This window comes from Pseudomonas sp. lyk4-R2A-10 (assembly GCF_030209075.1).
Taxonomy (GTDB): domain Bacteria; phylum Pseudomonadota; class Gammaproteobacteria; order Pseudomonadales; family Pseudomonadaceae; genus Aquipseudomonas; species Aquipseudomonas glycinae.
The window spans coordinates 86298-112839 of record NZ_JARVSR010000012.1 but is presented as its reverse complement, the minus strand read 5'-3'; the positions used below and the strand labels follow the sequence as shown (position 1 = coordinate 112839).

At 61.4% G+C, this 26542-nt stretch carries 25 protein-coding genes and 1 pseudogene; 14 read left to right on the top strand and 12 right to left on the bottom strand.

All coding sequences use genetic code 11. The annotated features are described in order from the left end of the window. Window positions 1–3: 3 nt before the first annotated feature. Both pncB and QRN46_RS21485 read right to left on the bottom strand, forming a co-directional pair. Window positions 4–1227: a nicotinate phosphoribosyltransferase gene (pncB, locus tag QRN46_RS21490; protein WP_011332202.1), complete on the bottom strand. Its 1224-nt coding sequence runs from the start codon at window positions 1225–1227 to the stop codon at window positions 4–6. 107 nt (window positions 1228–1334) lie between these two features. Beyond that, complete coding sequence (locus tag QRN46_RS21485) at window positions 1335–2240, bottom strand: LysR family transcriptional regulator (protein WP_011332203.1); 906 nt, start codon at window positions 2238–2240, stop codon at window positions 1335–1337. Window positions 2241–2401: 161 nt separating this feature from the next. Here QRN46_RS21485 and amaB point away from each other — a divergent pair, with 161 nt between their 5' ends. The 9 genes from amaB to QRN46_RS21440 all read left to right on the top strand — a co-directional run bounded on the left by amaB (window position 2402) and on the right by QRN46_RS21440 (window position 13411). Continuing rightward, entirely contained in the window at window positions 2402–3892 is a 1491-nt protein-coding gene (amaB, locus tag QRN46_RS21480; protein ID WP_011332204.1) for an L-piperidine-6-carboxylate dehydrogenase, read from the top strand. Window positions 3893–4059: 167 nt separating this feature from the next. Continuing rightward, window positions 4060–5343: an L-pipecolate oxidase gene (amaA, locus tag QRN46_RS21475; RefSeq protein WP_201817234.1), complete on the top strand. Its 1284-nt coding sequence runs from the start codon at window positions 4060–4062 to the stop codon at window positions 5341–5343. A 364-nt stretch (window positions 5344–5707) separates the two neighbouring features. Further along, complete coding sequence (locus QRN46_RS21470) at window positions 5708–6841, top strand: ABC transporter substrate-binding protein (RefSeq protein ID WP_011332206.1); 1134 nt, start codon at window positions 5708–5710, stop codon at window positions 6839–6841. 229 nt (window positions 6842–7070) lie between these two features. Next, complete coding sequence (locus tag QRN46_RS21465; protein WP_039766704.1) at window positions 7071–7985, top strand: ABC transporter permease subunit; 915 nt, start codon at window positions 7071–7073, stop codon at window positions 7983–7985. A 3-nt stretch (window positions 7986–7988) separates the two neighbouring features. Next, window positions 7989–9290 carry a high-affinity branched-chain amino acid ABC transporter permease LivM gene (gene livM, locus QRN46_RS21460; protein WP_011332207.1) on the top strand — a complete coding sequence of 434 codons (1302 nt, stop codon included), beginning with the start codon at window positions 7989–7991 and terminating at the stop codon, window positions 9288–9290. Then, window positions 9287–10159, top strand: a complete 873-nt coding sequence (locus QRN46_RS21455) for an ATP-binding cassette domain-containing protein (RefSeq protein ID WP_007950657.1) — start codon at window positions 9287–9289, stop codon at window positions 10157–10159. The genes livM and QRN46_RS21455 overlap by 4 nt, the downstream gene beginning before the upstream one ends. Then, window positions 10156–10872, top strand: coding sequence for an ABC transporter ATP-binding protein (locus QRN46_RS21450; RefSeq protein ID WP_201817235.1), 717 nt, complete (start codon window positions 10156–10158; stop codon window positions 10870–10872). The genes QRN46_RS21455 and QRN46_RS21450 overlap by 4 nt, the downstream gene beginning before the upstream one ends. A 739-nt stretch (window positions 10873–11611) precedes the next feature. Next, window positions 11612–12376, top strand: coding sequence for an SDR family oxidoreductase (locus QRN46_RS21445; RefSeq protein WP_011332209.1), 765 nt, complete (start codon window positions 11612–11614; stop codon window positions 12374–12376). A gap of 129 nt (window positions 12377–12505) precedes the next feature. Then, entirely contained in the window at window positions 12506–13411 is a 906-nt protein-coding gene (locus tag QRN46_RS21440; protein ID WP_011332210.1) for a cation diffusion facilitator family transporter, read from the top strand. A gap of 39 nt (window positions 13412–13450) precedes the next feature. Here the strand turns inward: QRN46_RS21440 and QRN46_RS21435 are convergent, their stop codons facing one another. The 7 genes from QRN46_RS21435 to QRN46_RS21405 form a co-directional block, all read right to left on the bottom strand. Next, on the bottom strand, window positions 13451–14584 hold the full coding sequence (locus QRN46_RS21435; protein WP_011332211.1) for an AGE family epimerase/isomerase: 1134 nt from the start codon (window positions 14582–14584) through the stop codon (window positions 13451–13453). Between the two features lie 100 nt (window positions 14585–14684). Beyond that, entirely contained in the window at window positions 14685–15257 is a 573-nt protein-coding gene (locus tag QRN46_RS21430) for a HupE/UreJ family protein (protein WP_201817237.1), read from the bottom strand. Window positions 15258–15284: 27 nt separating this feature from the next. Further along, a complete protein-coding gene (gene ureG, locus QRN46_RS21425; RefSeq protein ID WP_008001031.1) occupies window positions 15285–15899 on the bottom strand; it encodes an urease accessory protein UreG in 615 nt (204 codons plus the stop codon). Window positions 15900–15921: 22 nt separating this feature from the next. Then, window positions 15922–16596: an urease accessory protein UreF gene (locus tag QRN46_RS21420; protein ID WP_201817238.1), complete on the bottom strand. Its 675-nt coding sequence runs from the start codon at window positions 16594–16596 to the stop codon at window positions 15922–15924. Further along, on the bottom strand, window positions 16593–17093 hold the full coding sequence (gene ureE, locus QRN46_RS21415) for an urease accessory protein UreE (RefSeq protein WP_201817240.1): 501 nt from the start codon (window positions 17091–17093) through the stop codon (window positions 16593–16595). The genes QRN46_RS21420 and ureE overlap by 4 nt, the downstream gene beginning before the upstream one ends. A 206-nt stretch (window positions 17094–17299) precedes the next feature. Further along, entirely contained in the window at window positions 17300–17932 is a 633-nt protein-coding gene (locus QRN46_RS21410) for a TetR family transcriptional regulator (protein WP_007950628.1), read from the bottom strand. Window positions 17933–18106: 174 nt separating this feature from the next. Further along, complete coding sequence (locus tag QRN46_RS21405; RefSeq protein WP_011332215.1) at window positions 18107–18571, bottom strand: hypothetical protein; 465 nt, start codon at window positions 18569–18571, stop codon at window positions 18107–18109. A 382-nt stretch (window positions 18572–18953) separates the two neighbouring features. On the opposite strand from QRN46_RS21405, the gene QRN46_RS21400 reads away from it, so the two are divergent. Beyond that, a complete protein-coding gene (locus QRN46_RS21400; RefSeq protein ID WP_201817243.1) occupies window positions 18954–21029 on the top strand; it encodes an AsmA family protein in 2076 nt (691 codons plus the stop codon). A 101-nt stretch (window positions 21030–21130) separates the two neighbouring features. On the opposite strand, the gene QRN46_RS21395 is transcribed toward QRN46_RS21400, so the two are convergent. Together QRN46_RS21395 and QRN46_RS21390 are read right to left on the bottom strand one after the other, a co-directional pair. Then, window positions 21131–21661 (bottom strand): ferritin-like domain-containing protein, encoded by a 531-nt coding sequence (locus QRN46_RS21395; RefSeq protein WP_011332217.1) that lies wholly within the window; start codon window positions 21659–21661, stop codon window positions 21131–21133. 31 nt (window positions 21662–21692) lie between these two features. Then, a pseudogene (locus QRN46_RS21390) lies at window positions 21693–22662 on the bottom strand (LysR substrate-binding domain-containing protein). A gap of 119 nt (window positions 22663–22781) precedes the next feature. On the opposite strand from QRN46_RS21390, the gene QRN46_RS21385 reads away from it, so the two are divergent. From QRN46_RS21385 to QRN46_RS21375, 3 genes are all read left to right on the top strand, one after another. Continuing rightward, window positions 22782–23420, top strand: a complete 639-nt coding sequence (locus QRN46_RS21385; protein WP_011332219.1) for an FMN-dependent NADH-azoreductase — start codon at window positions 22782–22784, stop codon at window positions 23418–23420. Next, window positions 23421–23726: a DMT family transporter gene (locus QRN46_RS21380; protein ID WP_011332220.1), complete on the top strand. Its 306-nt coding sequence runs from the start codon at window positions 23421–23423 to the stop codon at window positions 23724–23726. A 91-nt stretch (window positions 23727–23817) separates the two neighbouring features. Then, complete coding sequence (locus tag QRN46_RS21375; protein WP_201817246.1) at window positions 23818–24708, top strand: esterase/lipase family protein; 891 nt, start codon at window positions 23818–23820, stop codon at window positions 24706–24708. Here QRN46_RS21375 and QRN46_RS21370 read toward each other — a convergent pair. Continuing rightward, complete coding sequence (locus tag QRN46_RS21370; protein ID WP_201817249.1) at window positions 24705–25598, bottom strand: DMT family transporter; 894 nt, start codon at window positions 25596–25598, stop codon at window positions 24705–24707. The two genes, QRN46_RS21375 and QRN46_RS21370, sit on opposite strands and share 4 nt — an antisense overlap. 98 nt (window positions 25599–25696) lie before the next feature. Here QRN46_RS21370 and QRN46_RS21365 point away from each other — a divergent pair, with 98 nt between their 5' ends. Further along, window positions 25697–26491, top strand: a complete 795-nt coding sequence (locus tag QRN46_RS21365; protein ID WP_201817252.1) for an AraC family transcriptional regulator — start codon at window positions 25697–25699, stop codon at window positions 26489–26491. Window positions 26492–26542: the final 51 nt, after the last annotated feature.

Below are 26542 nucleotides of genomic sequence, written 5' to 3'. Positions count from 1 at the left end.
AATTCACTCCTTGCTGGAAAGGCTGGAAACGGCAGGAACCTGGAAAACGTGTCGCAAATAGGCGACGAAATTCGGGTCTTTGCAGTGGGTCTTGCCCGGCTCGTCGGAGATCTTCGCCACCGGTTGGCCGTTGCAGGCGGTCATTTTAAGCACGATGCTCATCGGTTCGACACCCGGAATGTCACAGGTCAGGTTGGTGCCGATGCCGAAGCTGACATTGATCCGGCCGCGCAACGCACGGAAGATCTCCAGCGACTTGGGCAGGGTCAGGCTGTCGGAGAACACCAGGGTCTTGCTCATCGGGTCGATGCCGAGCTTGTGATAGTGGGCGATGCATTTTTCGCCCCACAGCACCGGGTCCCCGGAATCGTGGCGCAGACCGTCGAACAGCTTGGCGAAGAACAGATCGAAATCGCCGAGGAAGGCATCGGTAGTAATGCAGTCTGTGAGGGCGATCCCCAGCAGGCCGCGGTACTCGCGAACCCAGCAATCGAGGGCGGCGATCTGGCTGTCGATCAGTCGCGGGCCGAGTTGCTGGTGGGCCATGATCCACTCGTGGGCCATGGTGCCCAGCGGTTTCATGTCCAGTTCGCGGGACAGGTGCACGTTGCTGGTGCCGACGAAGCGTCCGGGGAAATCGTGCTTGAGCACGTTCACCACTTCTTCCTGCACGCGGTAGGAAAACCGCCGGCGTGTGCCGAAATCGGCGACCTGCAACTGCGACAACTCTTCGGCCGAGGCATTGGCGGTCAACCAGTCGAACTTGCGATACAGCTGTTCGCGGGCCTGTTCCAGCACCGTTTCACGGTAGCGATAGCGGTTGCGCACTTCGCTGACGATCGCCAGCAGCGGCACTTCGAACAGAATCACATGCAGCCACGGCCCGCGCAGGCGGATGAACAACTCGCCGTTCTCGATACCGGTGTGCAGGTAGCGCAGGTTGAAGCGGAACAGGCCGAGGAAACGCAGGAAGTCAGGTTTGAGGAAGCTGATGCGCTCCAGGAAACTCAACTGATCGGCGCTCAGGCTCAACTCGGCCAGACGCTCGACCTGGAAGCGGATCTCCGCCAGATACGGGCGCAGATCTTCACTGTTACGGCAACGAAACTCCCATTCGACTTCGACGTTGGGGTAGTTGTGCAGCACCGCCTGCATCATCGTCAGTTTGTAGAAGTCGGTGTCGAGCAGGTTCTGCACGATGCGATCGGCAAACACACTCTCGCTCATAACGGGGTCTCCAGGCGGGCCGCGCTCTGGCGCGGTATCAATCAATGGCGCTAGTGGCGCATATCCGGGGTGGGGATTGCCAGCGATTTTTATCCCGGCACAGCGCCTCAGACCGCATCAGGACTGTCGATCTGCTCCAGCATCCACTTCACGAAATCCCGCACCTTGGGCACTTCCGCCGCGTGTTCCGGATAAGCCAGGTAATACGCATCGGTGCTGGGCATTGCATGCTGCCAGGGAATGACCAGTTTGCCGTCGGCCAATTCCTCTTCCACCAGAAACCTCGGCAGCAGGGCGACGCCACAGCCGACCTGGGCGGCGCGGATGCACATATAAAAGGTTTCGAAGCGCGGGCCGTGGTAGCTGTGTTCGGTCTGGTAACCCTGGCTGTCGAACCAGTCGTGCCACGCTTGCGGGCGCGAAGCATTCTGCAGCAGGACCAGATCGGTGAGTTGCGTTGGATCAGTCAACGGAGTGTCCGGCAGGCTGCCCGGCGCGCAGACTGGCACCAATTCTTCGCCGAACAGCTTCAGGCATTCGGTGCCGGGGCGAGAACCCTGGCCGAAATAGAACGCCAGGTCGCTGCGCCCTTGCAGCAAGTCATCGGCCTCCTGCTCGTTGCACAGGTCCAGATGAATCGATGGATGACGCAGACGCCAGCCCTTGAGGCGCGGCACCAGCCAGCGGGCGCCGAAGGTCGAGGGCGTGGAGACCCGCAGGACTTCGGTTTCGCCGCCGTAGGAGCGCAGGTAATGGGTCGACATCTCGACCTGGGTCAGGATTTTTCTGACTTCCACCAGATACAGATCGCCGGCCGGGGTCATCTGCAAACGGCGGCGCACCCGGCGGAACAACAAGTGCTGCAGCAATTCTTCAAGCTGCGCCACCTGCTTGCTGACGGCGCTCTGGGTCAGGTTCAGTTCCTCGGCGGCCCGGGTAAAACTCAGGTGCCGGGTCACGGCCTCGAAGCACTGCAACGCGGTGATCGACGGCAAGTGGCGTTTGTTCAGCATGGGCGATCCTTTTCTTGTCTTTCTGCGCAGCATGAATAAACGGAATGATATCTCGCGTAAAGGTCGTTTGTTGCCCAGCCTTCCTGACGCTACAACTAAAGGTCTGCCCGGTCGTGAAAACGCGCCCGCACACATTCAGTTTTTTGCTTGAGGAGTGACCCATGGTTGCCGCATTGCTTGATCGTCTAGGTGTGAACCCGGCCCTGTACCAGAACGGCAAAGTGCCGGTGCATTCGCCCATCGACGGCAGCCGCATCGGCGCCGTGAACTGGGAAGGCCCGGCCGAAGTCGAGCAGCACATCAGTCGCGCAGATCATGCGTTCGAACAATGGCGCAAGGTGCCGGCCCCGCGTCGCGGCGAGCTGGTGCGTCAGTTCGGTGAAGTGCTGCGTGAATACAAGACCGAACTCGGCGAACTGGTGTCCTGGGAAGCGGGCAAGATCACCCAGGAAGGCCTCGGTGAAGTGCAGGAGATGATCGACATCTGCGATTTCGCCGTCGGTCTGTCCCGCCAGTTGTACGGTTTGACCATCGCCTCCGAGCGTCCGGGCCACCACATGCGTGAAACCTGGCACCCGCTGGGCGTGGTCGGCGTGATCAGTGCGTTCAACTTCCCGGTCGCGGTGTGGGCGTGGAACACCACGCTGGCGCTGGTCTGCGGCAACCCGGTGGTGTGGAAGCCGTCGGAGAAAACCCCGCTGACCGCGCTGGCCTGTCAGGCGCTGTTCGAACGCGTACTGAAGAATTTCAGCGATGCCCCGGCGCACCTGAGCCAGGTGATCATCGGCGGTCGCGATGCCGGCGAAGCGCTGGTGGATGACCCGCGTGTCGCGCTGATCAGTGCCACCGGCAGCACCCGCATGGGCCGCGAAGTGGCGCCGAAAGTCGCCGCGCGCTTCGCCCGCAGCATCCTCGAACTGGGCGGCAACAACGCGATGATCCTCGGCCCGAGCGCCGATCTGGACATGGCCGTGCGCGCCATTCTGTTCAGCGCCGTCGGCACTGCCGGCCAGCGTTGCACCACGTTGCGGCGCCTGATCGCCCATGAATCGGTGAAAGAAGAAATCGTCACCCGCCTGAAAGCTGCGTACTCCAAAGTCCGTATCGGTCACCCGTTGGAAGGCAACCTGATCGGCCCGCTGATCGACAAGCACAGCTTCGAAAACATGCAGGACGCGCTGGAGCAGGCCTTGAGCGAGGGCGGTCGGGTGTTCGGCGGCAAGCGCCAACTGGAAGATCAATTCCCTAACGCCTACTACGTGTCGCCGGCCATCGTTGAAATGCCGGAGCAGAGCGACGTGGTGTGCAGCGAGACCTTCGCACCGATCCTGTACGTGGTCGGCTACAGCGATTTCGAAGAGGCGCTGCGCCTGAACAACGCCGTGCCGCAGGGCCTGTCGTCGTGCATCTTCACCACCGATGTGCGCGAGGCCGAGAAATTCATGTCGGCGGTCGGCAGCGACTGCGGCATCGCCAACGTCAACATCGGCCCGAGCGGTGCGGAAATTGGCGGCGCGTTCGGTGGCGAGAAAGAAACCGGTGGCGGTCGTGAGTCGGGCTCGGATGCATGGCGCGCGTATATGCGTCGGCAGACCAATACCGTGAACTACTCGCTGGAATTGCCGCTGGCGCAGGGCATTACGTTCGATTGAGGATTGAGCGGTAAGTCCCTTGCGGGAGCGAGCCTGCTCGCGATAGCGGTGTGTCAGTCGACACCAATGTTGGCTGAAACGCCGCTTTCGTCGGAGCGCCGCCCGGAGCAGGCTCGCTTCCACATTGTTGAACTGTGTGTTTGTTAGGTTTCTGTTGGAGTCTGGCAATGCCGTTACGCGAAGAATGTCTGTGGGAAAAACTCACGCCGCAACGACCGGATAACACGGCGCTCAGGGGCGAGGTCAAAGTCGATGTCTGCGTGATCGGCGCCGGGTTTACCGGGCTGTCGGCGGCGCTGCATCTGCTGGAGAAAGGCAAAAGTGTCTGCGTGCTCGAAGCCCATCGCGCCGGGCATGGTGGCTCCGGGCGCAACGTCGGGCTGGTCAACGCCGGGATGTGGATTCCGCCGGACGAGATAGAGGCCGGCTTCGGCGAGGCGGTCGGCAGTCAGCTCAACCGCATGCTCGGTGCGGCGCCGGCGCTGGTGTTCAGCCTTGTGGATAAATACAACATCGATTGCCAGTTGCGCCGCGAAGGCACCTTGCACATGGCGCACAACGCCAGGGGTGAGGCGGACCTGCGCAGTCGCGAAGAACAATGGAAACGCCGCGGCGCACCGGTCGAACTGCTGACCGGCAAGGCCTGTGAACAGGCGACCGGCACACAGAAGATTGCCGCCGCACTACTGGACCGGCGTGCCGGTACGCTCAATCCGATGGCGTATGTCACCGGGCTGGCCAACGCTGTAATGCGCCTTGGCGGGCAGATGTTCGATCACTCGCCGGTCGCGCGTCTTGAACGCCAGGGGCCGAAATGGTCGGTGCAGACCGAGCAGGGTTCGGTGCTCGCCGAACAGGTGGTTATCGCTTCCAACGCCTACACCGAAGGCGACTGGACCGAACTCAAGCGCAATTTCTTCCCCGGTTACTACTATCAGGTCGCTTCGGTGCCGCTCACCGAAGACGCCGCTCAGGAAATCCTCCCGGGCGGGCAGGGCTCGTGGGATACCCGCCAGGTGCTGAGCAGCATCCGCCGTGACAAGGATGGTCGTTTGCTGCTGGGCAGTCTCGGCAACGGCAATCAGAAACCGACCTGGTTCCTCAAGGCCTGGGCCGACCGGGTGCAGCAGCATTACTTCCCCAATCTCAAGCTTGTGGAATGGGAATGCACCTGGACCGGGCGCATCGCGTTCACTCCCGATCATTTGATGCGCCTGTTCGAGCCCGCGCCGGGACTGGTGGCCGTCACCGGTTACAACGGCCGTGGCGTAACCACCGGCACTGTGGTCGGCAAGGCCTTCGCCGATTACCTGTGTAACGGAAATCCTCAGGCATTGCCGATTCCCTTCGCCCCGATGCAGCCGCTGGCGGGGGTGGGCTTGCGCAGTTGTCTGTACGAGGCCGGGTTCTCGCTGTATCACGCGGGCCAGTGCCTGCGGATCGTCATCTGAGTGTTGAAATATGTTGCCGGAAGCGGCGCTTTTCGATGTAGCGACTAGCCTGTAATGGTGCGGGTTGTAGCAGTCCCGCACCAGCAGTGTGCAGTTCGGTGACGCGGGCTGTTACAGGCTGGTTGCACGTCGTTTGGCGCCGCGGTTGCAATGATGGCGCGTGCGGGTTGCGCCTGAAAAAATAATTGGTTTCACCTTCCGCGGTTTAGACGGTTGCACGCCCAATGAAAATGGGAACGAAACAGTCGAAATAACAAGAAAGCAGCGACTTTTTGAAGAATAAAAAACCGATGGCACGGCCCTTGCTCTGAGCATTCAAGTGAAGTCGCAGTGCCAACTAAAAAAAACCTTGGAGCACCACCTCATGTCCCAGACGTTTTACAAGAAAGGCTTTCTGGCCCTCGCAGTGGCTACTGCGCTGGGTGTTTCTGCGTTTGCACAAGCTGATGTGAAAATCGGTGTGGCGGGTCCGATGACGGGCGCCAACGCGGCATTTGGCGAGCAATACATGAAAGGGGCACAAGCGGCGGCCGACGCGGTCAACGCGGCGGGCGGCGTCAACGGGGAGAAAATCGTCCTGGTCAAGGGCGATGACGCTTGCGAGCCGAAACAGGCGGTGACGGTCGCCAAGGACCTCACCAACCAGAAAGTCGCCGGTGTGGTCGGCCACTTCTGCTCGTCCTCCACCATTCCTGCGTCCGAGATCTACGATGAAGCCGGCATCATCGCCATCACTCCGGGTTCCACCAACCCGCAAGTGACCGAGCGCGGCCTGAGCGCCATGTTCCGTATGTGCGGCCGTGACGACCAGCAAGGCATCGTCGCCGGCGATTACATCGTCGACGTGCTCAAGGGCAAGAAAGTCGTCGTGCTGCACGACAAGGACACCTACGGTCAGGGCCTGGCCGATGCGACCAAGGCTCAGTTGGAAAAACGCGGCGTGAAGCCAGTGTTGTACGAAGGCCTGACCCGTGGCGAGAAAGACTTCAGCACAATCGTCACCAAGATCCGTGGCGCCGGCGCCGATGTCGTCTACTTCGGTGGCCTGCACCCGGAAGCCGGCCCGCTGGTTCGCCAACTGCGTGAACAAGGCCTGAAAGACGTCAAGTTCATGTCCGATGACGGCATCGTGACCGACGAACTGGTGACCACCGCCGGTGGCCCGCAGTTCGTCGACGGCGTGCTGATGACCTTCGGTGCCGACCCACGCCTGCTGCCAGACAGCAAGACCGTGGTAGATGCATTCCGCAAGGCTGGCACCGAGCCTGAAGGCTACACCCTGTACGCCTATGCATCGGTTCAGGCCCTGGCCGCCGCCTTCAACGGCGCCAAATCGAACAAGGGCGAGGAGGCCGCTGCGTGGCTGAAGAAGAACCCGGTCAAGACCGTCATGGGCGAGAAGACCTGGGATTCCAAAGGCGACCTGAAGGTCTCCGACTACGTGGTCTACCAGTGGGACAAGGACGGCAAATATCACCAGCTGGAAAAACAGAAATAACGGCACCTGATCAACCGGACGCCACATTCCCTGTGGGAGCGGGCTTGCCCGCGATGACGGCCTGACAGTCGACAATTTTGTTGAATGTTCTACCGCTATCGCTGGCAAGCCAGCTCTCACAAGGGGGCTGCGGTTTCCTGTCTGACATTGCTCCGACGTAAATCTGTATTTTTCCTAGAAGAACCGCGCGCCTCAGGGTGTGCAGGTTCTCACTGCGTGAGATTGCGTTATGGATGGTATTTTCCTGCAGCAACTGGTCAACGGCCTGACCCTCGGGTCGGTCTATGGCCTGATCGCCATCGGCTACACAATGGTCTACGGCATCATCGGCATGATCAACTTCGCCCACGGCGAGGTTTACATGATTTCTGCTTACCTGGCGGCAATCAGTCTGGCTCTGCTGGCTTACTTCGGTATTGAATCCTTCCCGCTGCTGATGCTCGGCACCCTGGTATTCACCATCGTGATCACGGCGGTGTATGGCTGGGTCATCGAGCGAGTGGCTTACAAACCCCTGCGCAACTCCACCCGACTGGCACCGTTGATCAGCGCCATCGGCATCTCCCTGATTCTGCAGAACTACGCACAGATCGCCCAAGGCGCCAAACAACAGGGCGTACCCACACTGCTGACCGGTGCATGGCGTGTCGAAGTCGGTACCGGCTTCGTGCAACTGACCTACACCAAAGTCTTCATCCTGGTGGCCGCATTCGTCGGCATGGGCCTGCTGACCTACGTCATCAAGTACACCAAGCTCGGGCGCATGTGCCGTGCGACCCAGCAAGACCGCAAAATGGCTTCGATCCTCGGCATCAACACCGACAGGGTCATTTCCTACGTGTTCATCATCGGTGCGGCCATGGCGGCGTTGGCCGGCGTGCTGATCACCATGAACTACGGCACCTTCGACTTCTATGCCGGCTTCATCATCGGCATCAAGGCATTTACTGCGGCAGTACTGGGCGGGATCGGTTCGCTGCCTGGCGCCATGCTCGGCGGGATCATCCTCGGGATATCCGAGTCGCTGTTCTCGGGTCTGGTCAACTCCGACTACAAAGACGTGTTCAGCTTCTCGCTGCTCGTACTTGTTCTGGTCTTCCGGCCTCAGGGCCTGCTGGGCCGTCCTCTTGTGTCGAAGGTGTAAGCGATGTCTTCAACCACTACAAAATCCATTGATGTCAAAAAAAGCCTGGTTGAGGCGATTCTCGCCGGACTGATCGCCCTGATCGTGTTCGGGCCGATTGTCGGCGTGGTACTCGACGGCTACAGCTTCAACCTCGAACCGACCCGCGTGGCGTGGATCATCGCCATCGTCATGGCCGGCCGTTTTGCCCTCAGCCTGTTCCTGCAAACCCCCAAAGGCCTGCGCATTCTCGACGGATTCGAGAGCACCGGTTCCGGCGTGCATGTGCTGCCCCCGGACTACAAATCGCGCCTGCGCTGGATCATCCCGCTGATGATCGCCATCGCCGTAGCGTTGCCGTTCTTCTCCAACTCCTACCTGCTGGGTGTGGTCATCCTCGGACTGATCTACGTGCTGCTGGGGCTGGGACTGAACATCGTGGTCGGTCTGGCCGGCCTGCTCGACCTGGGTTACGTGGCGTTCTACGCCATCGGCGCCTACGGTCTGGCGCTCGGGTATCAGTACCTCGGGCTGGGCTTCTGGACCGTGCTGCCGCTCGCAGCGATCACCGCTGGCCTTGCCGGTTGCATCCTCGGTTTCCCGGTACTGCGCCTGCACGGCGACTACCTGGCGATCGTGACCCTGGGTTTCGGTGAAATCATTCGTCTGGTGCTCAACAACTGGCTGTCCCTGACCGGCGGCCCGAACGGCATGCCGGCGCCACTGCCGACCTTCTTCGGTCTGGAATTCGGCAAGCGGGCGAAGGATGGCGGGGTGCCGTTCCACGAGTTCTTCGGCATCGCCTACAACCCGGACGTGAAGTACTACTTCATTTATGCGGTGCTGTTCCTGGTGGTGCTGGCGGTGCTGTACATCAAGCATCGTCTGGTGAAGATGCCGGTTGGCCGCGCTTGGGAAGCCTTGCGTGAAGACGAGATCGCCTGCCGCTCGATGGGCCTCAATCACGTACTGGTCAAGCTCTCGGCGTTCACCATCGGTGCGTCCACGGCAGGTCTGGCGGGTGTGTTCTTCGCGACTTATCAAGGCTTCGTCAACCCGACCTCGTTCACCTTCTTCGAATCGGCGCTGATCCTCGCCATCGTGGTGCTCGGCGGCATGGGCTCGACCATCGGTGTGGTGATTGCAGCGTTCGTGCTGACGGTTGCTCCGGAACTGCTGCGCGGCTTCGCCGAATACCGCGTGCTGCTGTTCGGCATCCTGATGGTGTTGATGATGATCTGGCGACCTCGCGGGCTGATCCGCATCAGCCGTACCGGGGTCACTCCACGCAAAGGTGCCATTCACTATGAGAGGACTGCGCCATGAGTGAGGTCGTACTCTCTGTTGAAAAACTGATGATGCACTTCGGTGGCATCAAGGCCTTGAGCGACGTCAGCCTGAAGGTCAAACGCAACTCGATCTTCGCCCTGATCGGCCCCAACGGCGCCGGCAAGACCACGGTGTTCAACTGCCTGACCGGGTTCTACAAGGCTTCCGGCGGCAAGATCGAACTCAACGTGCGCGGCCAGCAGACCAACGTCATCCAGCTGCTGGGCGAGTCGTTCAAACCGACCGACTTCGTCTCGCCGAAAAACTTTGCCAGTCGCCTGTATTACAAGATGTTCGGCGGCACCCACCTGGTGAACCGCGCGGGCCTGGCCCGGACGTTCCAGAACATTCGCCTGTTCAAGGAAATGTCGGTGCTGGAAAACCTGCTGGTGGCCCAGCACATGTGGGTCAACCGCAACATGCTGGCCGGCATCCTCAACACCAAGGGTTACCGCAAGGCCGAAAGCGACGCGCTGGACTGCGCGTTCTACTGGCTGGAAGTGGTGGATCTGGTGGACTGCGCCAACCGTCTGGCCGGTGAACTGTCCTACGGCCAGCAACGCCGTCTGGAAATCGCCCGGGCCATGTGCACGCGGCCGCAGATCATCTGCCTCGACGAACCGGCCGCCGGCCTCAACCCTCAGGAAACCGAAGCGCTGAGCGCGATGATCCGGCTGCTGCGCGACGAGCACGATCTGACCGTGGTGCTGATCGAACACGACATGGGCATGGTAATGAGCATTTCCGATCACATCGTGGTGCTGGACCACGGCATCGTCATCGCCGAGGGCGGTCCGGATGCCATTCGTAACGATCCGAAAGTGATCGCTGCCTACCTGGGCGCCGACGAAGAGGAAGTCGTATGACGCAACCCATCCTCGAACTCAAGGATCTGGACGTGTTCTACGGCCCGATCCAGGCCCTCAAAGGCGTTTCGCTGCAGATCAACGAAGGAGAAACCGTCAGCCTGATCGGCTCCAACGGTGCCGGCAAATCCACGCTGCTGATGTCGATTTTCGGCCAGCCACGGGCGGCGGGCGGGCAGATCCTCTATCAAGGCGTGGACATTACCCACAAGTCATCGCACTACATCGCTTCCAACGGCATCGCGCAGTCGCCGGAAGGGCGGCGGGTGTTCCCCGACATGACCGTCGAGGAAAACCTGCTGATGGGCACCATTCCGATCGGCGACAAGTACGCCAAGGAAGACATGCAGCGTATGTTCGAGCTGTTCCCGCGGCTCGAAGAGCGCCGTAATCAGCGGGCCATGACCATGTCCGGGGGCGAGCAGCAGATGCTCGCGATCGCCCGGGCGCTCATGAGCCGGCCCAAGCTGTTGCTGCTGGACGAGCCGAGCCTCGGTCTGGCGCCGATCGTGGTGAAACAGATCTTCGCCACCCTGCGGGAATTGGCGCAAACCGGCATGACCATTTTCCTCGTCGAGCAGAACGCCAACCACGCGTTGAAACTGTCCGACCGGGCGTACGTGATGGTCAACGGCGAGATCCGCCTGACGGGCACCGGCCAGGAACTGCTGGTGAACGAGGAAGTGCGTAACGCTTACCTTGGCGGTCATTGATCGTTTGACGTTGTCCACAAGCCCCGATGCGTGAGTGTCGGGGCTTTTTTGCGCCTGCTCGTACTCGGAAAACGAGGACTTTCGGGAAATTGTGGAAAACAAAATCGCCAACCTGCCAAAGCGCGACATAAAGCCGCTGCAAATGGCTGTTTTTCCACAGTTTTGACTTGTCCCCGTTTGCTGTGGAGCTGGCTGTGAATAACGTGGGTGTAGCTGGCTGTAAGCCTTTGAATACGTGGCTTGCAGCGCTGTGGTTGTTTTTTGAGCAGTGTGTTTTTGCTGAGAGGAAGGCTTGTTTGTCAACCTTTTTGTGGAGGCGCAAAACAGCGCCGACAGCTGTGGTCAATCCTGTGGATAAGTCTGTGATTAAACTCTGGAAAGACTCGGCTGAGGGCCGTAATTGCTGGCCTCGCGCAATCATGGCCATGACCGGTCGGTCGTGCAAAATGCCCTGCCCGGCACAACTGGTTGTTCAGGGTCAAGCAAAAAACTTTCTGAATCGCTCGCAAAGCCTTGTGTGGCGCGGCTTTGCGCTTTTCCACTTGCCCCCGAAAACTGTGGAAGGGCTTGTGGATAACGTGCGTGCACATGGCTACAGGCCACGGCGCATAGGGTGTAGCGGCCGTTGATCAATTAATGAGCAGGATTCGGTGGTTGCCGGTTAAAGCAGGGCCGGGCATGCTGCCCGCTGATTTTCTATTCCAATGGCCGCCCCGGCGGCCGAAGCAAGGAGAACACGATGTCCAACACCCTGTTTATCACCGGCGCGACCTCCGGTTTTGGTGAAGCCTGTGCCCGTCGTTTTGCCGAGGCCGGCTGGAAACTGGTGCTGACCGGTCGTCGTGAAGAACGCCTCAACGCGCTGTGCGCCGAGCTGTCGAAGCAGACCGAAGTGCATGGTCTGGTGCTGGACGTGCGTGATCGCAAGGCGATGGAGGAGGCGATTGCCAACCTGCCGCCATCGTTCGCCAAGCTGCGCGGCCTGATCAACAACGCCGGCCTGGCGCTGGGCGTGGACCCTGCACCGAAGTGCGACCTCGATGATTGGGACACCATGGTCGACACCAACGTCAAAGGCCTGATGTACAGCACTCGCCTGTTGCTGCCGCGCCTGATCGCCCACGGTCGCGGCGCCGGTATCATCAACCTCGGTTCCATCGCCGGTAACTACCCGTACCCGGGCAGCCACGTTTACGGCGCGACCAAGGCGTTCGTCAAACAGTTCTCGCTGAACCTGCGCTGCGACCTGCAGGGCACTGGCGTGCGCGTCAGCAACATCGAGCCGGGCCTGTGCGAGAGTGAGTTCTCGCTGGTGCGTTTCGCCGGCGATCAGGCGCGTTACGACGCCACCTACGCCGGTGCCGAGCCGATCCAGCCGCAGGACATCGCCGAGACCATCTTCTGGGTGCTGAACGCGCCGGCGCACATCAACATCAACAGCCTGGAACTGATGCCGGTGAGCCAGACCTGGGCCGGTTTTGCCATCGAGCGCAACAAGGCTTGATACGGTTTTGCCCTCTTTGTCAGTGGGCTGGCAAAGAGGGCAAATCGGCCAAAATCTGGCAGTAAGGTAGACTCACTCCTCAACAACCCGCCGCACCCAGCGGTTTTCAAGGTTTTTCGAGGAGTCAAAGTGAGTAACCGAGGTGAGCAGTCGCTGCTCAAACAATCGACCATCCTGATGTTCGCCGTGTCGATCGCCGGGATCGCCACCGGTTTTGTTTCGGGTTCCCAGTCCATCCTGTTCGATGGTTTTTTTTCGTTGATTGCAACGTTCATCAAAGTCCTGATGCTGATCACCGCGAAGCTGATCGCCAAGCAAAGCAACCAGCGTTTCCAGTTCGGTTTCTGGCATCTGGAGCCGATGGTGCTGTTGATCGAGGGCAGTTTTCTGTTGCTGATCGCGATCTACGCGTTTCTCAACGGTGTGTTCGGCATCATCAACGGCGGTCGTGAAATCGAGCTGGGGCTGGTGATCATCTACGCGGCGGTGTTCACCGTTGTCGAGTTCGCCTACTTCTTCTACGTGCGCCACCGTAATCGCAAGTTCAAGTCGAGCCTTATCCAGTTCGACAACATCAGCTGGCTTGTAGACGCGATGCTGTCGGTGGGCCTGTTGATCAGTTTTCTCGCGGCGCTGCTGCTCAAGTCCCAGGGCTATGGCGAGTGGGCGAAATTTGTCGACCCGCTGATTCTCATCGTGCTGGCCCTGACCATGCTGCCGCCGGCCTTCAAGATCCTCGGCCCGGCGCTGCGGGACGTACTCGGTATTGCGCCGGACACGCTGGACGATCAGGTGCGCCAGGTGATGGATGCGGCCAAGGTCGAGCATGGTTTCGACGACTACGTGTCCTACGTGCAGAAGCACGGGCGGGCGCGGTTCATCGAAATTCATGTGGTGTTGCCGGCGAATTACCGGCTGCAGAGCGTCGGTCAGCTGGATGTGCTGCGTGAGGAGATTTCCGCGAAGCTGGGCAAACCGGATGCGGCGCGCTGGCTGACCATCAGCTTCACCGGCGACAGGAAGTGGATTGCCTGATGTTGCGTGGCGAGGGAGTCGCCTCCCTCGCCACGGCTGTCAGCTCAGATAGTCGGCGAGGCCGCGGTAGCAGGTCGCCAAGTGATACGGCGTGGTCGACGGCATGTCCTTGCGGCTGACCTCGCCCTGTTCGTCGCGGCATTCATGCCAGCCACCGGCATGCAGGAAGCGCTGCTGCAACGCCTGCAACTGGCGCAGCACGGCGGCTTCGCTGTCCGGACGCAGCGTCAGCGCGCGCAGGTATTCGGCCTGGGCCCAGATGCGTTGGGTCGAATCCTTCGGACGCCCGCCCATATTCAGATCGAGCATGGCCCGCACCGCGCCGGACGGCTGCACCACGCCGTACTGCTCGGTGAACGCAAAGGCCCGGTCCAGCGCGGCATGCAGTTTCGAGCCGCGCAGCAGGGGCGAGGATTCCAGCAGGAAATACCACTCGAACTGGTGGCCCGGCTCATACCAGTTATCCACAGCACCCAGCGGTTTTTCCATCAGCACACCGGCCTGAGGATCGACGAAACGCTTGTGCATGGCTGTGCATAACTCGCTCAGCGCTTGCTTGACCTGTGCATCTTCGCGCACGGCCAGAGTGGCCAGGAACGCTTCGGCCAAGTGCATCAATGGGTTTTGCAGCGGGCCGGTTTCCAGCGTGATCCAGTCGCGGTCGAGGCAGGCTTCGTAGAGGCCGTCACCGGTGGCGAAACGTCGGCCGATGACTTCCAGCGCGGCATTCAGGGTCGATTCGACCAAGGGCTCGCGGGACTTTTCCCAGTAATGCGCGCAGGCAAACAGGATGAAGGCGTGGGTGTAGAGATCCTTGCGCTTATCCAGCGGTTTGCCCTGCGGATCGATGCTGTAGAACCAGCCGCCGTGCTCGGCATCGTGGAAGTGCCGTTGCAGGGAACGGAACAACGCAGCCGCGCGGACTTCGGCGTTATCCACAACCCCGATCAGGCTTGAGAACAAGTACAGCTGCCGTGCGCAGGCCATCGCCCGGTAGCGCTGTGGTGGCAGCGGCTGATGTGCAGCGTCCAGCGCCTCATAAGGCAACGCCATGTCGGCGTTCCAGCCCGGCCCTTGCCAGAGGGGCACGATCACGTCGAGAAAGTGCTGTTGCACTTCACCGAACAGGGCGGTCAGTTCAGGCAGGGAGGTGGAGCGGGAGGCGTGGGGCATGGGCGGACGTCGTCACGGCAGGGGCGATTGCGCGACATGGTAGCAGAGAGTGGCGATCGATCGTTCCCGCGCCATACGCGGGAACGATCAGAGGTGCAATTCAGCCGGCCAGCAACCACGCGCCCGTCACCGCCGAAGCGGCGCCGGCCAATCGCACCAGCGGCGCGGCCGCCTGAGGCAGAAAACGCACGACCGCATAACCCGCCGCATGCAGCGCAGCCGTTGCGACCACGAAACCGGCGGCATACGCCCATGGACTCGACATGTCCGGCAGCTCCAGGCCATGGGCCACGCCATGGAACAGTGCAAACATCGCCGTCGCCGTTACCGCCATCACCAGCGGCGGACGCACCGCCAGTGCCACCGCCAGGCCCAGCGCCAGCACCGAGGCGGCAATCCCGCTTTCCAGCGCCGGCAGCTCCAGCCCTTCAAAGCCGAGCAAACCGCCGATCAGCATGGTGCCGACAAAGGTGCACGGCAGCGCCAAGCGCGCGGCGCCTTGCTGCTGCGCGGCCCACAGACCGACGGCCACCATCGCCAGCAAATGGTCGAGGCCACCGATCGGGTGGCTGATGCCGGCCACCAGGCCAGAGTCGCCGTGGCCGGGGTGAGCGAAGGCCAGGGCCGGGGTCAGCAGCAGCGCGACGGCGCCGAGAATGCGTTTGAGTGTCATGGATAAGCTTCCTTGTTGATCAGTGAATCAGGCTGCAGTCAGCAGGCCCTGGCGTTCGATGAAGGCGATGATTTCTTCCAGGCCTTGCCCGGTTTTCTGATTGCTGAACACGAACGGCTTGCCGTTGCGCATGCGCTGGGTGTCGCTGTTCATCATCTCCAGCGAGGCGCCGACCAGCGGTGCGAGGTCGATCTTGTTGATCACCAGCAGGTCGGATTTGCAAATGCCGGGCCCGCCCTTGCGTGGGAGTTTGTCGCCGGCCGACACGTCGATCACGTAGATGGTCAGGTCGGACAGTTCCGGGCTGAAGGTCGCGGACAGGTTGTCGCCGCCGGATTCCACCAGAATCAGGTCCAGCCCCGGAAAACGCCGGTTCAGCTGATCCACCGCTTCGAGGTTGATCGAGGCGTCCTCCCGAATCGCGGTGTGCGGGCAGCCACCGGTTTCCACGCCGATGATGCGCTCCGGTGCCAGGGCCTCGTTGCGCACCAGGAAGTCGGCGTCTTCGCGGGTGTAGATGTCGTTGGTGACCACCGCCAGGTTGTAACGCTCGCGCAGGGCCAGGCACAGGGCCAGGGTCAACGCGGTCTTGCCGGAACCGACCGGGCCGCCGATGCCGACGCGCAGGGGTTGTGTGTTCATGTGATTCTCCTGATAAAAGGCCCTAGGAACGGAACAGGCGGCTGTACTGGCGCTCATGGGCCATGCACGCCAGGGACAGACCGAACGCGGCGCTGCCGAGGTGTTCGGGATTGATTCGGGTGGCGTCCTGCTGGGCCTGTTGCAGTAGCGGCAGCAGTTCGCTGGTCAGGCGCTGGGCGGCTTGCTGGCCCAGCGGCAGGGTTTTCATCAGCACCGCGAGCTGGTTTTCCAGCCAGCTCCACAGCCACGCGGCGAGGGCGTCCTGCGGGGTGATCTGCCAGGCGCGCGCGGCCAGAGCCCAGCACAGGGCCAGGTGCGGCTCGGCGCAATGTTCGAGAAAATCCCGCGCTGGCTGATCGAGTTCGGGCAGGCCGTTGAGCAATTGCTGCAACGAGTAGCCCATCTGCCGGCTCTCCAGATGCAGCTCGCGGGTTTCGCGGCTGGCGCGGTGGCTTTCGCAGAGCTTGCGCAATTCATCCCAGTGTTCGTCCGCGGCGGCCTGGCAATGGGCGAGCAGCAGGGGCGCTTCAAACCGCGCGAGGTTGAGCAGCAATTGATCGCTGATCCAGCGGCGGGCGCTGTCCGGGCTGTCGACACGGCCGTTATCCACAGCCATTTCCAGGCCCTGGGAATAGCTGTAGCCGCCAATCGGCAATTGCGGACTGGCCAGGCGCAGCAGCGCCCAGGCCGGGTTCACAAACGGACGCCGAACTGATGGAGTTTCGGCGCGTAGTTGAAGTCTTCGTCACCGTGCCGCGAATGATGATGGCCGCCACCGTAGGCGCCGTGTTCCGGCTGGAACGGGGCTTCGATCGATTCGACCTGCGCACCCAGTTGTTCAAGCATCGCCTTGAGCACGTAATCGTCGAGCAGCCGCAGCCAGCCGTCACCGACTTGCAGCGCGACGTGGCGATTGCCCAAGTGATAGGCCGCGCGGGTCAGTTCAAAGGCGTTGGCGCAGGTGACGTGCAGCAATTGTTCAGGGCGGGCACAGACCCGGACGATCCGGCCATCTTCGGCTTGCAGGCACTCGCCGTCATACAGCGGCGGCCGACCGCGCTCCAGAAACAGCCCGACGTCCTCGCCTTCGGCACTGAAACAGCGCAAGCGGCTTTTGCTCCTGGCTTCAAAGGTCAGGTGCAACTCGGCGGCCCAGACGGGGTGGGGCTCGATTCTGCGATGAATCACCAGCATCGGAAAGCTTCCAGCAGTGGACAATGCTCAGGCTAGAGCAAGGGGCTTGCCAATCGGACAAGACGTAGGAAATCCCTGTCGGAGCCTAGTGGATGTTTCAAGATGTTGCAGGATTGTGGGGCGTTTTGGTGCATGAAGTTTTTTACATGCACCAATTTGCGGCGCAAAAAAAATCGCAGCTCCAGGCTGCGACTTTTTTTGCTTTCTCACTCGGTACTGCCGAGCCCTTGCCAGTGCTTCAACCCGATAAAGATGAAGCGCAACTGCTGGGTGATCTTCGCCTGTGGCGTCAGATGCTCCGGCAGAGCTTCGGCGGGCGGGTCGATGATGTCCGGCAGGGTGGCGAACACCGATTTGACGATCAGGTCGGCCATCACGCTCAGACCCTCGCGATTGAGGTGCTGAAGTTTGGGCATCAGGGCCAAGTCCGCCGCCAGGTCGGAGCTGATGTCCTCACGCAAGCGGCCAATGGCCTGACGCACCGGCAACGATCCGCCGTACTGCTCGCGGGCCAGAAACAGAAATTGCGAACGGTTGGCGCTGACCACGTCGAGGAAGATCCGCACCGACGCATCGATGATCCCGCCCATGACGAATTCGTTGTGGCGCACCAGGCGGATGGTTTCGCGGAAGGTCTGGCCGACTTCGCTGACCAGTACCAGGCCGAGTTCGTCCATGTCGGCGAAATGCCGGTAGAAACCGGTGGGCACGATGCCGGCGGTTTTTGTCACTTCACGCAGGCTCAGGCTGCCGAATCCTCGGCCGCTTTCCATCAAGTGGCGGGCAGCGTCCATCAGGGCGTTGCGGGTCTGTTGTTTCTGTTCGGCGCGGGGCAGCATCGCAAGGGTGTGTTCTTAGGCAAGACAAGCGCCGCACTCTAGCAAATCGGCTTTGTCGGCGTCGAACGGCAGCGGGGGAGATGGAGCAGGGAAATCGCGACTTCTTTATACCGGCTTATGAAAAGTCAAAAGCCCAATCCGGGGATTGGGCTTTTTTTCCAGGCCGCCATGGGCTTAGCTCAAAGCGCTGTTGCGTTCGATTACACGGTCACCACCACCTTCGGCCAGGGTTTGACCTTGTGGGGTTTTGTCGTAACCGTCAGCAGCGAGGGTCTGGCCTTGTGGGGTGCGGTCGCCACCGTCAGATGCCAGGGTTTGACCTTGTGGAGTGCGATCCGAACCGTCTTGCACCAGACCTTTTTCTTCCAGACGATCACGGCCGCCTTCAGCTACGGTTTGACCTTGTGGGGTTTTGTCATAGCCATCTTGAACCAGACCTTTTTCTTCCAGGCGGTTACGACCGTTTTCAGCCAGGGTCTGGCCTTGTGGAGTGCGGTCCGAGCCATCAGCGGCAACAGTCTGGCTGAACACCGAGTGGCTGGTTTTGACTTGCGGAGTGGCTTGATCGGCAGCTGGCAGGGCGAAAGCGGTGCTGGCCAGCATCGAGAGGGTAAGACTGAACAGAAGTTGGCGTTTCATGATGGGTTGCTCCTTGGGAGGGCGATAAAGTGGGTACGAGGGCAATGCTACTCTCGATAAGTCGATATAAAAGTTCATAAACACAATGGTAATAATCAACAGAATTGATTGTTCGCTCGGGAGGCTCTAGCTCGGGCGTTTCAGGCGGGCGGTTTTGCACTGGAGTGGGTATTTTCCACCCACTTGCGCTCCGCAAATGTGCGGGCCCGGTAACGCCAACTCGACCGATCGGTCAGAATGGCGACCGTTTTTCCCCCTCGATGGGGCTTTGGATTAAACCTGCGGGCTGTTTGTCAGTCACAGATTTCATGAGGGCCATCGCGGCCCGTCGTTTCAGCTGCGTCGTGCCAATGGATGCAGTCGTCTTCAGGAGCTTTGTGCAATGACGCGCACGCGTAAAATCTTCGTCTGGACCTTCGCCACCCTCGTGCTGCTTCTGGCGGTGTTGGTTCTGATCATCGTGTTTTTCGACTGGAACCGGATCAAGCCGCCGCTCAACGCCAAAGTCTCGGAAGAATTGCACCGACCGTTCGCCATCAACGGCAACCTGTCGGTGGTCTGGCGGCGTGAGCTCGACGAGGGCGGCTGGCGCGCCTGGGTGCCGTGGCCGCATGTGGTGGCCGAAGACCTGACACTGGGCAATCCCGACTGGTCGAAGCAGCCGCAGATGGTCACCCTCAAACGGGTCGAGCTGCGCATTTCGCCACTGGCCTTGCTGGCGCAACGGGTCGCGATCCCGCGCATCGACCTGACCGAACCCAACGCGCAACTGCAGCGTCTGGCTGACGGCCGCGCCAACTGGACCTTCAAGTTCGATCCCAAGGATCCGAATGCCGAGCCCTCGAACTGGGTGGTCGACATCGGCGCCATTGGCTTCGACAAGGGCCACGTCACTCTGGATGACCAGACCCTCAAGACCAACCTCGATCTGCTGATCGATCCTCTGGGCAAGCCGATTCCGTTCAGCGATATCGTCGGTGACAAAGCCGCGAAAACCGCACAGGACAAGGGCGGCGCACCGCAGGATTACGCCTTCGGCCTGAAAGTCACCGGCCAGTACCACGGCCAGAAACTCGCCGGTCAGGGCAAGATCGGCGGTCTGCTGGCCCTGCAGGACGCGAGCAAACCGTTCCCGTTGCAGGCCCAGGCGAAGATTGGCGATACCAGCGTCGAACTCGCCGGCACATTGACCGATCCGCTGAATCTCGGTGCCCTCGATCTGCGCCTGAAACTGGCGGGTGCCAGCCTCGGCAACCTGTATCCGCTGACCGGCGTGACCCTGCCGGACACCCCGCCGTACGCCACCGACGGTCACTTGATCGCCAAGCTGCATGAGCCGGACGGCGCGCAGTTCCGCTACGAACAGTTCAACGGCAAGATCGGCAGCAGCGACATTCATGGCGATCTGGCCTATGTCGCCAGCCAGCCACGGCCCAAGCTGAGTGGCGCGCTGCTGTCCAATCAACTGTTGTTCGCCGACCTCGCACCGCTGATCGGTGCAGACTCCAATGCCAAGCAGAAGGCCCGTGGCGGCGAAAGCAAACAGCCGGCAGACAAAGTGCTGCCGGTGGAAGAGTTCAAGACCGAGCGCTGGCGCGACATGGACGCCGACGTCGAATTCACCGGCAAGCGCATCGTCCACAGCGAAGAACTGCCGTTCACCGACCTCTATACCCACCTGAAACTCAACGACGGCGAACTGAGCCTGGAGCCACTGCGCTTTGGCGTGGCCGGCGGCAATCTCGATGCGCAGATTCGGCTCAACGGACGTACCGAGCCGCTGGAAGGCCGGGCCAGACTGACCGCGCGCAAGTTCAAGCTCAAACAGCTGTTCCCGACCTTCGAACCGATGAAGACCAGTTTCGGCGAGCTCAACGGCGATGCCGACATCGCCGGTCGCGGCAACTCGGTGGCCAAGTTGCTGGGCGGCGCCAACGGCAACCTGAAGATGCTGATCAACGACGGCGCGATCAGTCGTGAGTTGATGGAGCTGGCAGGCCTCAACGTCGGCAACTACGTGGTCGGCAAGATCTTTGGCGACAAGGAAGTGAAGATCAATTGCGCGGCGGCGGACTTCGATATCAAGACCGGTCTGGCGACGACAAGACTGTTTGTGTTCGATACCGAGAACGCAATCATCTACATCGACGGCACGGCGAACATGGCCACCGAGCAACTGGATCTGACGGTGACGCCGGAATCCAAGGGCTGGCGCCTGATTTCCCTGCGCTCGCCGTTGTATGTACGGGGCAAGTTCATCAAGCCGGATGCGGGGGTGAAAGCGGTGCCGTTGATGTTGCGCGGGGCGGGGATGGTGGCGCTGGGCGTGATCGCTGCGCCGGCGGCGGGGCTGCTGGCGCTGGTGGCGCCGAGTGGTGGCGAGCCGAATCAGTGCGCGCCGTTGCTGGAGCAGATGAAGGCGGGCAAGGCGCCAGCGACTGTCAAACCGACCAAATGATTTTGTAGCGTTTAGAAGAAAGCAATCGCGGGCAAGCCCGCTCCCACAGGTTCAGTGAAATCCTGTGGGAGCGGGCTTGCCCGCGATTGGATCTGGAGGACTCAGAGGTCTTTCAGAATATCCGCCATGTCATCCGCATGCTCTTCCTCCTGAGCCAGGATGTCTTCGAAGATCCGGCGCGTGGTCGGGTCCTTTTCACCGATGTACTGGATGATTTCGCGGTAGCTGTCGATGGCGATCCGCTCGGCCACCAGGTCTTCGTAAACCATTTCCTTCAAGGTGTTGCCGGCCACGTATTGCGCGTGGGACATCTTCGACAGCAGGTCAGGGTTGAATTCAGGCTCGCCACCCAGTTGCACGATGCGCTCGGCGAGACGGTCGGCGTGTTCGGCTTCCTGAGTGGCGTGCTCGAGGAACTCGTCGGCGGCGACGTTGGCTTTCAGGCCGTTGGCCATGAAGTAGTGGCGCTTGTAGCGCAAGACGCAGACCAGTTCCGTGGCCAGCGATTCGTTGAGCAGGCGCAGCACTTCTTCACGGTTGGCGCTGTAGCTTTCGGTCACCGCGCCATTTTCCACGTGCTGGCGGGCGCGCTCGCGCAGGGTTTGAACATCAGACAATTGCAGGTCACTCATTTCAGTCTCCTGGAGGCTAATCCGATTGGCGTCACGTTCTGCTGACGTGATCGTTACCAGGTTGTGAGTGATGAATGCTGCAAAAAGTTTTGTCGGATTCAGCGCGGCACATGCCCGGAAAGCTGTGCCTCTTCGCGCAGCCAGGCAAAAAACGCCTTCACCGGTGGATGCCGCTCGCGACCCGGTACGCAAAGTGCGCTGTAACCGGCGCCATCGACCTGGACCTCGCCCTTGTACGGCACAAGCAGACCGCTGGCGACGCTTTGCGACACCAGGATGTTGCTCGCCAGCACCAGCCCTTGTCCGGCAATGGCCGCTTGCAGGGCGTAATGCTCTTCATCGTATTCGCGGACGGCCGGGTGCTGATTCAGCCAGTTCTCGCCCGACTGCGCGCACCAGGCCTCCCAGCCGTGGGCGTAGAGCTTCGAATTGTGCCAATGCACGCTGATCAGCGCCGGAGTGCGGCGGGCGGCCAGCGCCACCTGTTCCGGCGAGCCGTATACGCCGAACGATTCATCGAACAGGCACAACCCATAGAGGTTCGGGTAATCGTCGAGGCTGTAGCGCAGCACCAGATCGACGCTGGCGTCCTGATGCAGGTCGATGACTTCGCAATGCGTGTCCAGCCGCACATTGATGTTCGGATGCTTCGCATAAAACCGCCCCAGCCGTGGCACCAGCCACAACGCGGCGAACGCGGCGGTGGTCGACAGCGTGAGGCTGCTGCCGCTGCGTTGCGGGCGCAGGGTGTCGACGCTTTGCGCCACCTCCAGAAATGCGCCGTGCAGGCTGCGGAACAGCCGCTCGCCGCCCTCGGTCAGGCGCACCTGACGCGGCAGGCGTTCGAACAGCGCCACGCCGAGCCAATCCTCCAGCGAGCGGATCTGATGGGAAATCGCCGTCGGCGTCACCGCCAGCTCTTCGGCGGCTGCCTTGAAACTCAGCAGACGGGAGGCGGATTCGAACGCGCGCAGGGCGGTCAGCGGCAATGAAGCGAACATGGAAACTCCACGGATGAAATCAATTCATCCCGACTGATTTTTGCTCATTTGAGGCGATGAGGTGATGCCTGCAATCTGGCGCCACACAGTCACTCAAGTCTAGTCCCAAGGAGATTCAGATGAGCAAGATTCTTGCGATCCATGCCAGTCCACGCGGTGAGCGTTCTCATTCGCGGCGTCTGGCAGAAACCTTTCTCAGCGCCTGGCAAGTCCGCCATCCCCAGGCGCAGGTTACCCGCCGTGAAGTCGGGCGGGCGCTGATTCCGGCGGTTAATGAGGCGTTTGTCGCGGCGGCGTTTTACCCGGAGCCCGAAGCACGACCGCTGACGATGCAGGCCGATCTGGCGCTCAGCGATCAACTGGTGGGCGAGCTGTTCGATCACGACCTGCTGCTGATTTCCACGCCGATGTACAACTTCAACGTGCCCAGCGGCCTCAAGGCCTGGGTCGATCAGATCGTCCGGTTGGGCCTGACGTTCGACCACACCCTGGACAACGGCATCGCCCAATACACGCCGCTGCTGCACGGCAAAAAAGCGCTGATCGTCACCAGTCGCGGCGGCTTCGGTTTCGGCCCGGGCGGCGAACTGGAAGCGCTGAACCACGCCGATCCTTGGTTGCGCACCGCGCTTGGCTTCATCGGCATCAACGACGTCACGGTGGTCGCCGCCGAGGGCGAGGAATCCGCCGAGCGCACCTTCGCGGTGTCGGTGGCCGAGGCCGAGCAGCGCTTGCTCGACCTGGCCCGGGCGTTCTAGGTGGCCTGGCTGTTTCTGCTGATCGCCGCCGGGTTCGAGGTCACCTTCGCCATGGGCATGAAGTACGCCGAGGGTTTCACCCGGCTCTGGCCGTCGCTGATCACCGTGGTCGCGGCGGTGGGCGGGGTGTACTTCCTGACCCTGGCGATGCGCGAGTTGCCGGTGAGCATCGCCTATCCGATTTGGACCGCCATCGGTTCATTGGGCACGGTGTTTCTCGGTTTCGCTCTGCTGGGCGAGAGCCTGACGCTGGTGAAGTTGCTGTCGGTGGGGCTGATTGTGGCGGGGGTGGTGGGGCTGAAGTAGGCTGGTCGTGGAGTTGTCATCATCGAGGCGGATGCTTGGCGGGCGTTTTGCACGCCCTGCATCCACTTACCGACCACAAGGATGTTTGCCCATGTCGCAAGATTCGGCCACACGTTATCCACTGGTGCTGGTGCCGGGAATGCTCGGTTTCATCCGTCTGGTGCTGTACCCGTACTGGTACGGGATCATCAAAGCGTTGCGCCGGGGTGGTGCGACGGTGATTGCGGTGCAGGTGTCGCCGCTCAACTCCACCGAAGTGCGCGGCGAGCAGTTGCTGACGCGCATCGATGAAATCCTGCGTGAGACCGGTGCGGCCAAGGTCAATCTGTTCGGCCATAGCCAGGGCTCGCTGACGGCGCGATATGCGGCGGCCAAGCGTCCGGATCTGGTGGCGTCGGTAACGTCGGTGGCCGGGCCCAATCACGGTTCAGAACTGGCGGACTATCTGGCGAAATACTATCCGGCGGACAGCGCCAAGGGTCGCATTCTTGAGGCGTTGTTACGCTCTGTCGGCTGGCTGATGGCGCTGCTGGAAACCGGCTACCACGGGCCGAAACTGCCGGTCGATATCCACGCCTCGCACCATTCCCTGACCACTGAAGGCGTGGCGCTGTTCAACCAGCGTTATCCACAGGGCCTGCCGCAAACCTGGGGCGGGCACGGGCCGGAAGAGGTCAACGGCGTGCGGTATTACTCGTGGTCCGGCACCTTGCAGCCGGGTAAAACAGACCGTGGTGGCAACCTGTTTGACGGCACCAACCGCAGTTGCCGGTTGTTCGCCAAAACCTTCGTGCGTGAGCCGGGGCAGTGCGACGGCATGGTCGGCCGCTACAGCTCGCACCTGGGCACGGTCATCGGCAATGACTACCCGATGGATCACTTCGACATCGTCAACCAGTCGCTGGGACTGGTCGGCAAAGGCGCGGATCCGGTGCGGCTGTTCGTCGAGCACGCCGCGCGGTTGAAAGCCGCCGGGGTCTAGGCGGCGCTCGGAGTGCGGGAGCGACCGAGGACGGTGGTCCAGCGCTCGGAAAGAATCACCCCGCCCAGCGTCAGCAAGCCACCGACCAGGTGATACAACGCCAGTTGTTCCTTCAGCACCACCGCGGCAATCAGCGCGGTGATCAGCGGCAGCAGGTTGAAGAACAGCGTGGTCCGGCTCGGGCCCAGGCGCTGTACGGCCTGCATCCAGGCCAGCGGCGCGAGCATCGAGGCCAGCAGGCACGCGTACAACACCAGCGGAATGTTCTGCAGAGTCAGGCCGGTTTTCGGCGACGCGGCGTACAGCGGAAACAGCACCACCACCGCCACCAGCACCTGCAAATACAGCAACACCAGCGGCGGCAGGCGCAGCTGCCATTTTTTCAGCAGGGTGCTGTAGATCGCATAGGCGAGGGTGGCGATCAGCATCATCGCGTCACCCAGGTTCACCCCGTGTTGCAGCAAAGCGCCGAGGCTGCCGGACGACACCACCACCAGCACACCGGCGAACGACAGCACCGCACCGACCAGCGCACCGGCAGTCAGTCGCTGGCCGAGGCTGATGATCGCCATGGCCAGCGACATCAACGGCATCAGCGACAGGATGATGCCCATGTTGGTGGCGCTGGTCAGGGTCGCGGCGAAGTAGGCCAGGCTCTGATAGACCGCCATGCCGAGCACGCCGAGGATGAAAATCTTGCCCAGGTTCGGGCGAATCTGCGGCCAGTGCGCGATCACTTTCTTGAGCATGAACGGCGTGAACAGCAGGCCGGCGAGCAGCCAGCGATAGAAGCCGATCTCGGCGGGGAAGATCGCACCGACCGCAAGCTTGTTGATCACGGTGTTGCCGGCCCAGATGAAAATCGCCAGCAGGGGAAACGCGTATTGCATGGGAGGAGAAACCAGAACGTTGATGAACGGTGATTATCCCCTGTCTGGATGCAGGCCTATACTGCGAACCGGACAACCCGCCCCTGATTCCGGACAGCATGAACAGTAAACACATCGATCTGCTGGATTTCAGCGAACTGCCGTCAGCGGTGTATTTCCGCTATGCCGACTTCAACGCCCACGAATACGCCGCGCCGCATCGCCATCCGTGGGGCACGCTGGAATACGCGGCCCACGGCGTGCTGCATATGGATGTCGATGGCAGCCGCTTCATGTCGCCGCCGCAATACGCGGTGTGGGTGCCGCCGCAGGTCGAGCACAGTTTCTACAGTCATCAGCCGGTCAATTATCGGGCGGTGTGCCTGGCGCCGGATGTGTGTTCCGATTTGCCGGCGCAGGCCTGCACCCTGGCGATCAGCGACATTCTCAAGGCGATCCTCAAGGACTTCGCCGCCCGCGATGTGAAGATCCCGGCGTTCGAAGCCGACCAGCGCCTGGCCCAGGTGCTGGTGGACCAATTGCGCCAGGCCCCGGTTCATCAATGCTATTTGCCTTACGCCAGCAGCCCCGGTTTGCTGACCATTCTCGAAACCCTGCAGGCCGAACCTGGCAATAATGAACCGCTGGCGCATTGGGCGGCGCAGGTGCATGTCAGCGAGCGCACCCTGGCCCGGCAATTCGTGCGGGAGCTGGGGATGAGTTTCGGCGAGTGGCGTCAGCGCCTGCGGTATCTCGCGGCCATCGAGGCGCTGGAAAGTTCGCGCAGTGTGCAGGAAATCGCCTTCGATCTCGGCTACAGCAGCGGTTCGGCCTTCATCGCCATGTTTGCCCGGCAGGCCGGATGTACCCCGGAACAGTATCGGCGCAGCCATCTTGAGGCTAGGAAGGTGTAACAAGCTTTGACTACACTCCAGCAGAGGCCACCTCCATCGAGGCGGCGCCAA

Excerpts from the sequence above, each read along its gene's own strand:
- pncB (WP_011332202.1), bottom strand. The coding sequence starts at position 1,227 with ATGAGCGAGAGTGTGTTTGCCGATCGCATCGTGCAGAACCTGCTCGAC.
- QRN46_RS21485 (WP_011332203.1), bottom strand. The coding sequence starts at position 2,240 with ATGCTGAACAAACGCCACTTGCCGTCGATCACCGCGTTGCAGTGCTTC.
- amaB (WP_011332204.1), top strand. The coding sequence starts at position 2,402 with ATGGTTGCCGCATTGCTTGATCGTCTAGGTGTGAACCCGGCCCTGTAC.
- amaA (WP_201817234.1), top strand. The coding sequence starts at position 4,060 with ATGCCGTTACGCGAAGAATGTCTGTGGGAAAAACTCACGCCGCAACGA.
- QRN46_RS21470 (WP_011332206.1), top strand. The coding sequence starts at position 5,708 with ATGTCCCAGACGTTTTACAAGAAAGGCTTTCTGGCCCTCGCAGTGGCT.
- QRN46_RS21465 (WP_039766704.1), top strand. The coding sequence starts at position 7,071 with ATGGATGGTATTTTCCTGCAGCAACTGGTCAACGGCCTGACCCTCGGG.
- livM (WP_011332207.1), top strand. The coding sequence starts at position 7,989 with ATGTCTTCAACCACTACAAAATCCATTGATGTCAAAAAAAGCCTGGTT.
- QRN46_RS21455 (WP_007950657.1), top strand. The coding sequence starts at position 9,287 with ATGAGTGAGGTCGTACTCTCTGTTGAAAAACTGATGATGCACTTCGGT.
- QRN46_RS21450 (WP_201817235.1), top strand. The coding sequence starts at position 10,156 with ATGACGCAACCCATCCTCGAACTCAAGGATCTGGACGTGTTCTACGGC.
- QRN46_RS21445 (WP_011332209.1), top strand. The coding sequence starts at position 11,612 with ATGTCCAACACCCTGTTTATCACCGGCGCGACCTCCGGTTTTGGTGAA.
- QRN46_RS21435 (WP_011332211.1), bottom strand. The coding sequence starts at position 14,584 with ATGCCCCACGCCTCCCGCTCCACCTCCCTGCCTGAACTGACCGCCCTG.
- QRN46_RS21430 (WP_201817237.1), bottom strand. The coding sequence starts at position 15,257 with ATGACACTCAAACGCATTCTCGGCGCCGTCGCGCTGCTGCTGACCCCG.
- ureG (WP_008001031.1), bottom strand. The coding sequence starts at position 15,899 with ATGAACACACAACCCCTGCGCGTCGGCATCGGCGGCCCGGTCGGTTCC.
- ureE (WP_201817240.1), bottom strand. The coding sequence starts at position 17,093 with ATGCTGGTGATTCATCGCAGAATCGAGCCCCACCCCGTCTGGGCCGCC.
- QRN46_RS21410 (WP_007950628.1), bottom strand. The coding sequence starts at position 17,932 with ATGCTGCCCCGCGCCGAACAGAAACAACAGACCCGCAACGCCCTGATG.
- QRN46_RS21405 (WP_011332215.1), bottom strand. The coding sequence starts at position 18,571 with ATGAAACGCCAACTTCTGTTCAGTCTTACCCTCTCGATGCTGGCCAGC.
- QRN46_RS21400 (WP_201817243.1), top strand. The coding sequence starts at position 18,954 with ATGACGCGCACGCGTAAAATCTTCGTCTGGACCTTCGCCACCCTCGTG.
- QRN46_RS21395 (WP_011332217.1), bottom strand. The coding sequence starts at position 21,661 with ATGAGTGACCTGCAATTGTCTGATGTTCAAACCCTGCGCGAGCGCGCC.
- QRN46_RS21385 (WP_011332219.1), top strand. The coding sequence starts at position 22,782 with ATGAGCAAGATTCTTGCGATCCATGCCAGTCCACGCGGTGAGCGTTCT.
- QRN46_RS21375 (WP_201817246.1), top strand. The coding sequence starts at position 23,818 with ATGTCGCAAGATTCGGCCACACGTTATCCACTGGTGCTGGTGCCGGGA.
- QRN46_RS21370 (WP_201817249.1), bottom strand. The coding sequence starts at position 25,598 with ATGCAATACGCGTTTCCCCTGCTGGCGATTTTCATCTGGGCCGGCAAC.
- QRN46_RS21365 (WP_201817252.1), top strand. The coding sequence starts at position 25,697 with ATGAACAGTAAACACATCGATCTGCTGGATTTCAGCGAACTGCCGTCA.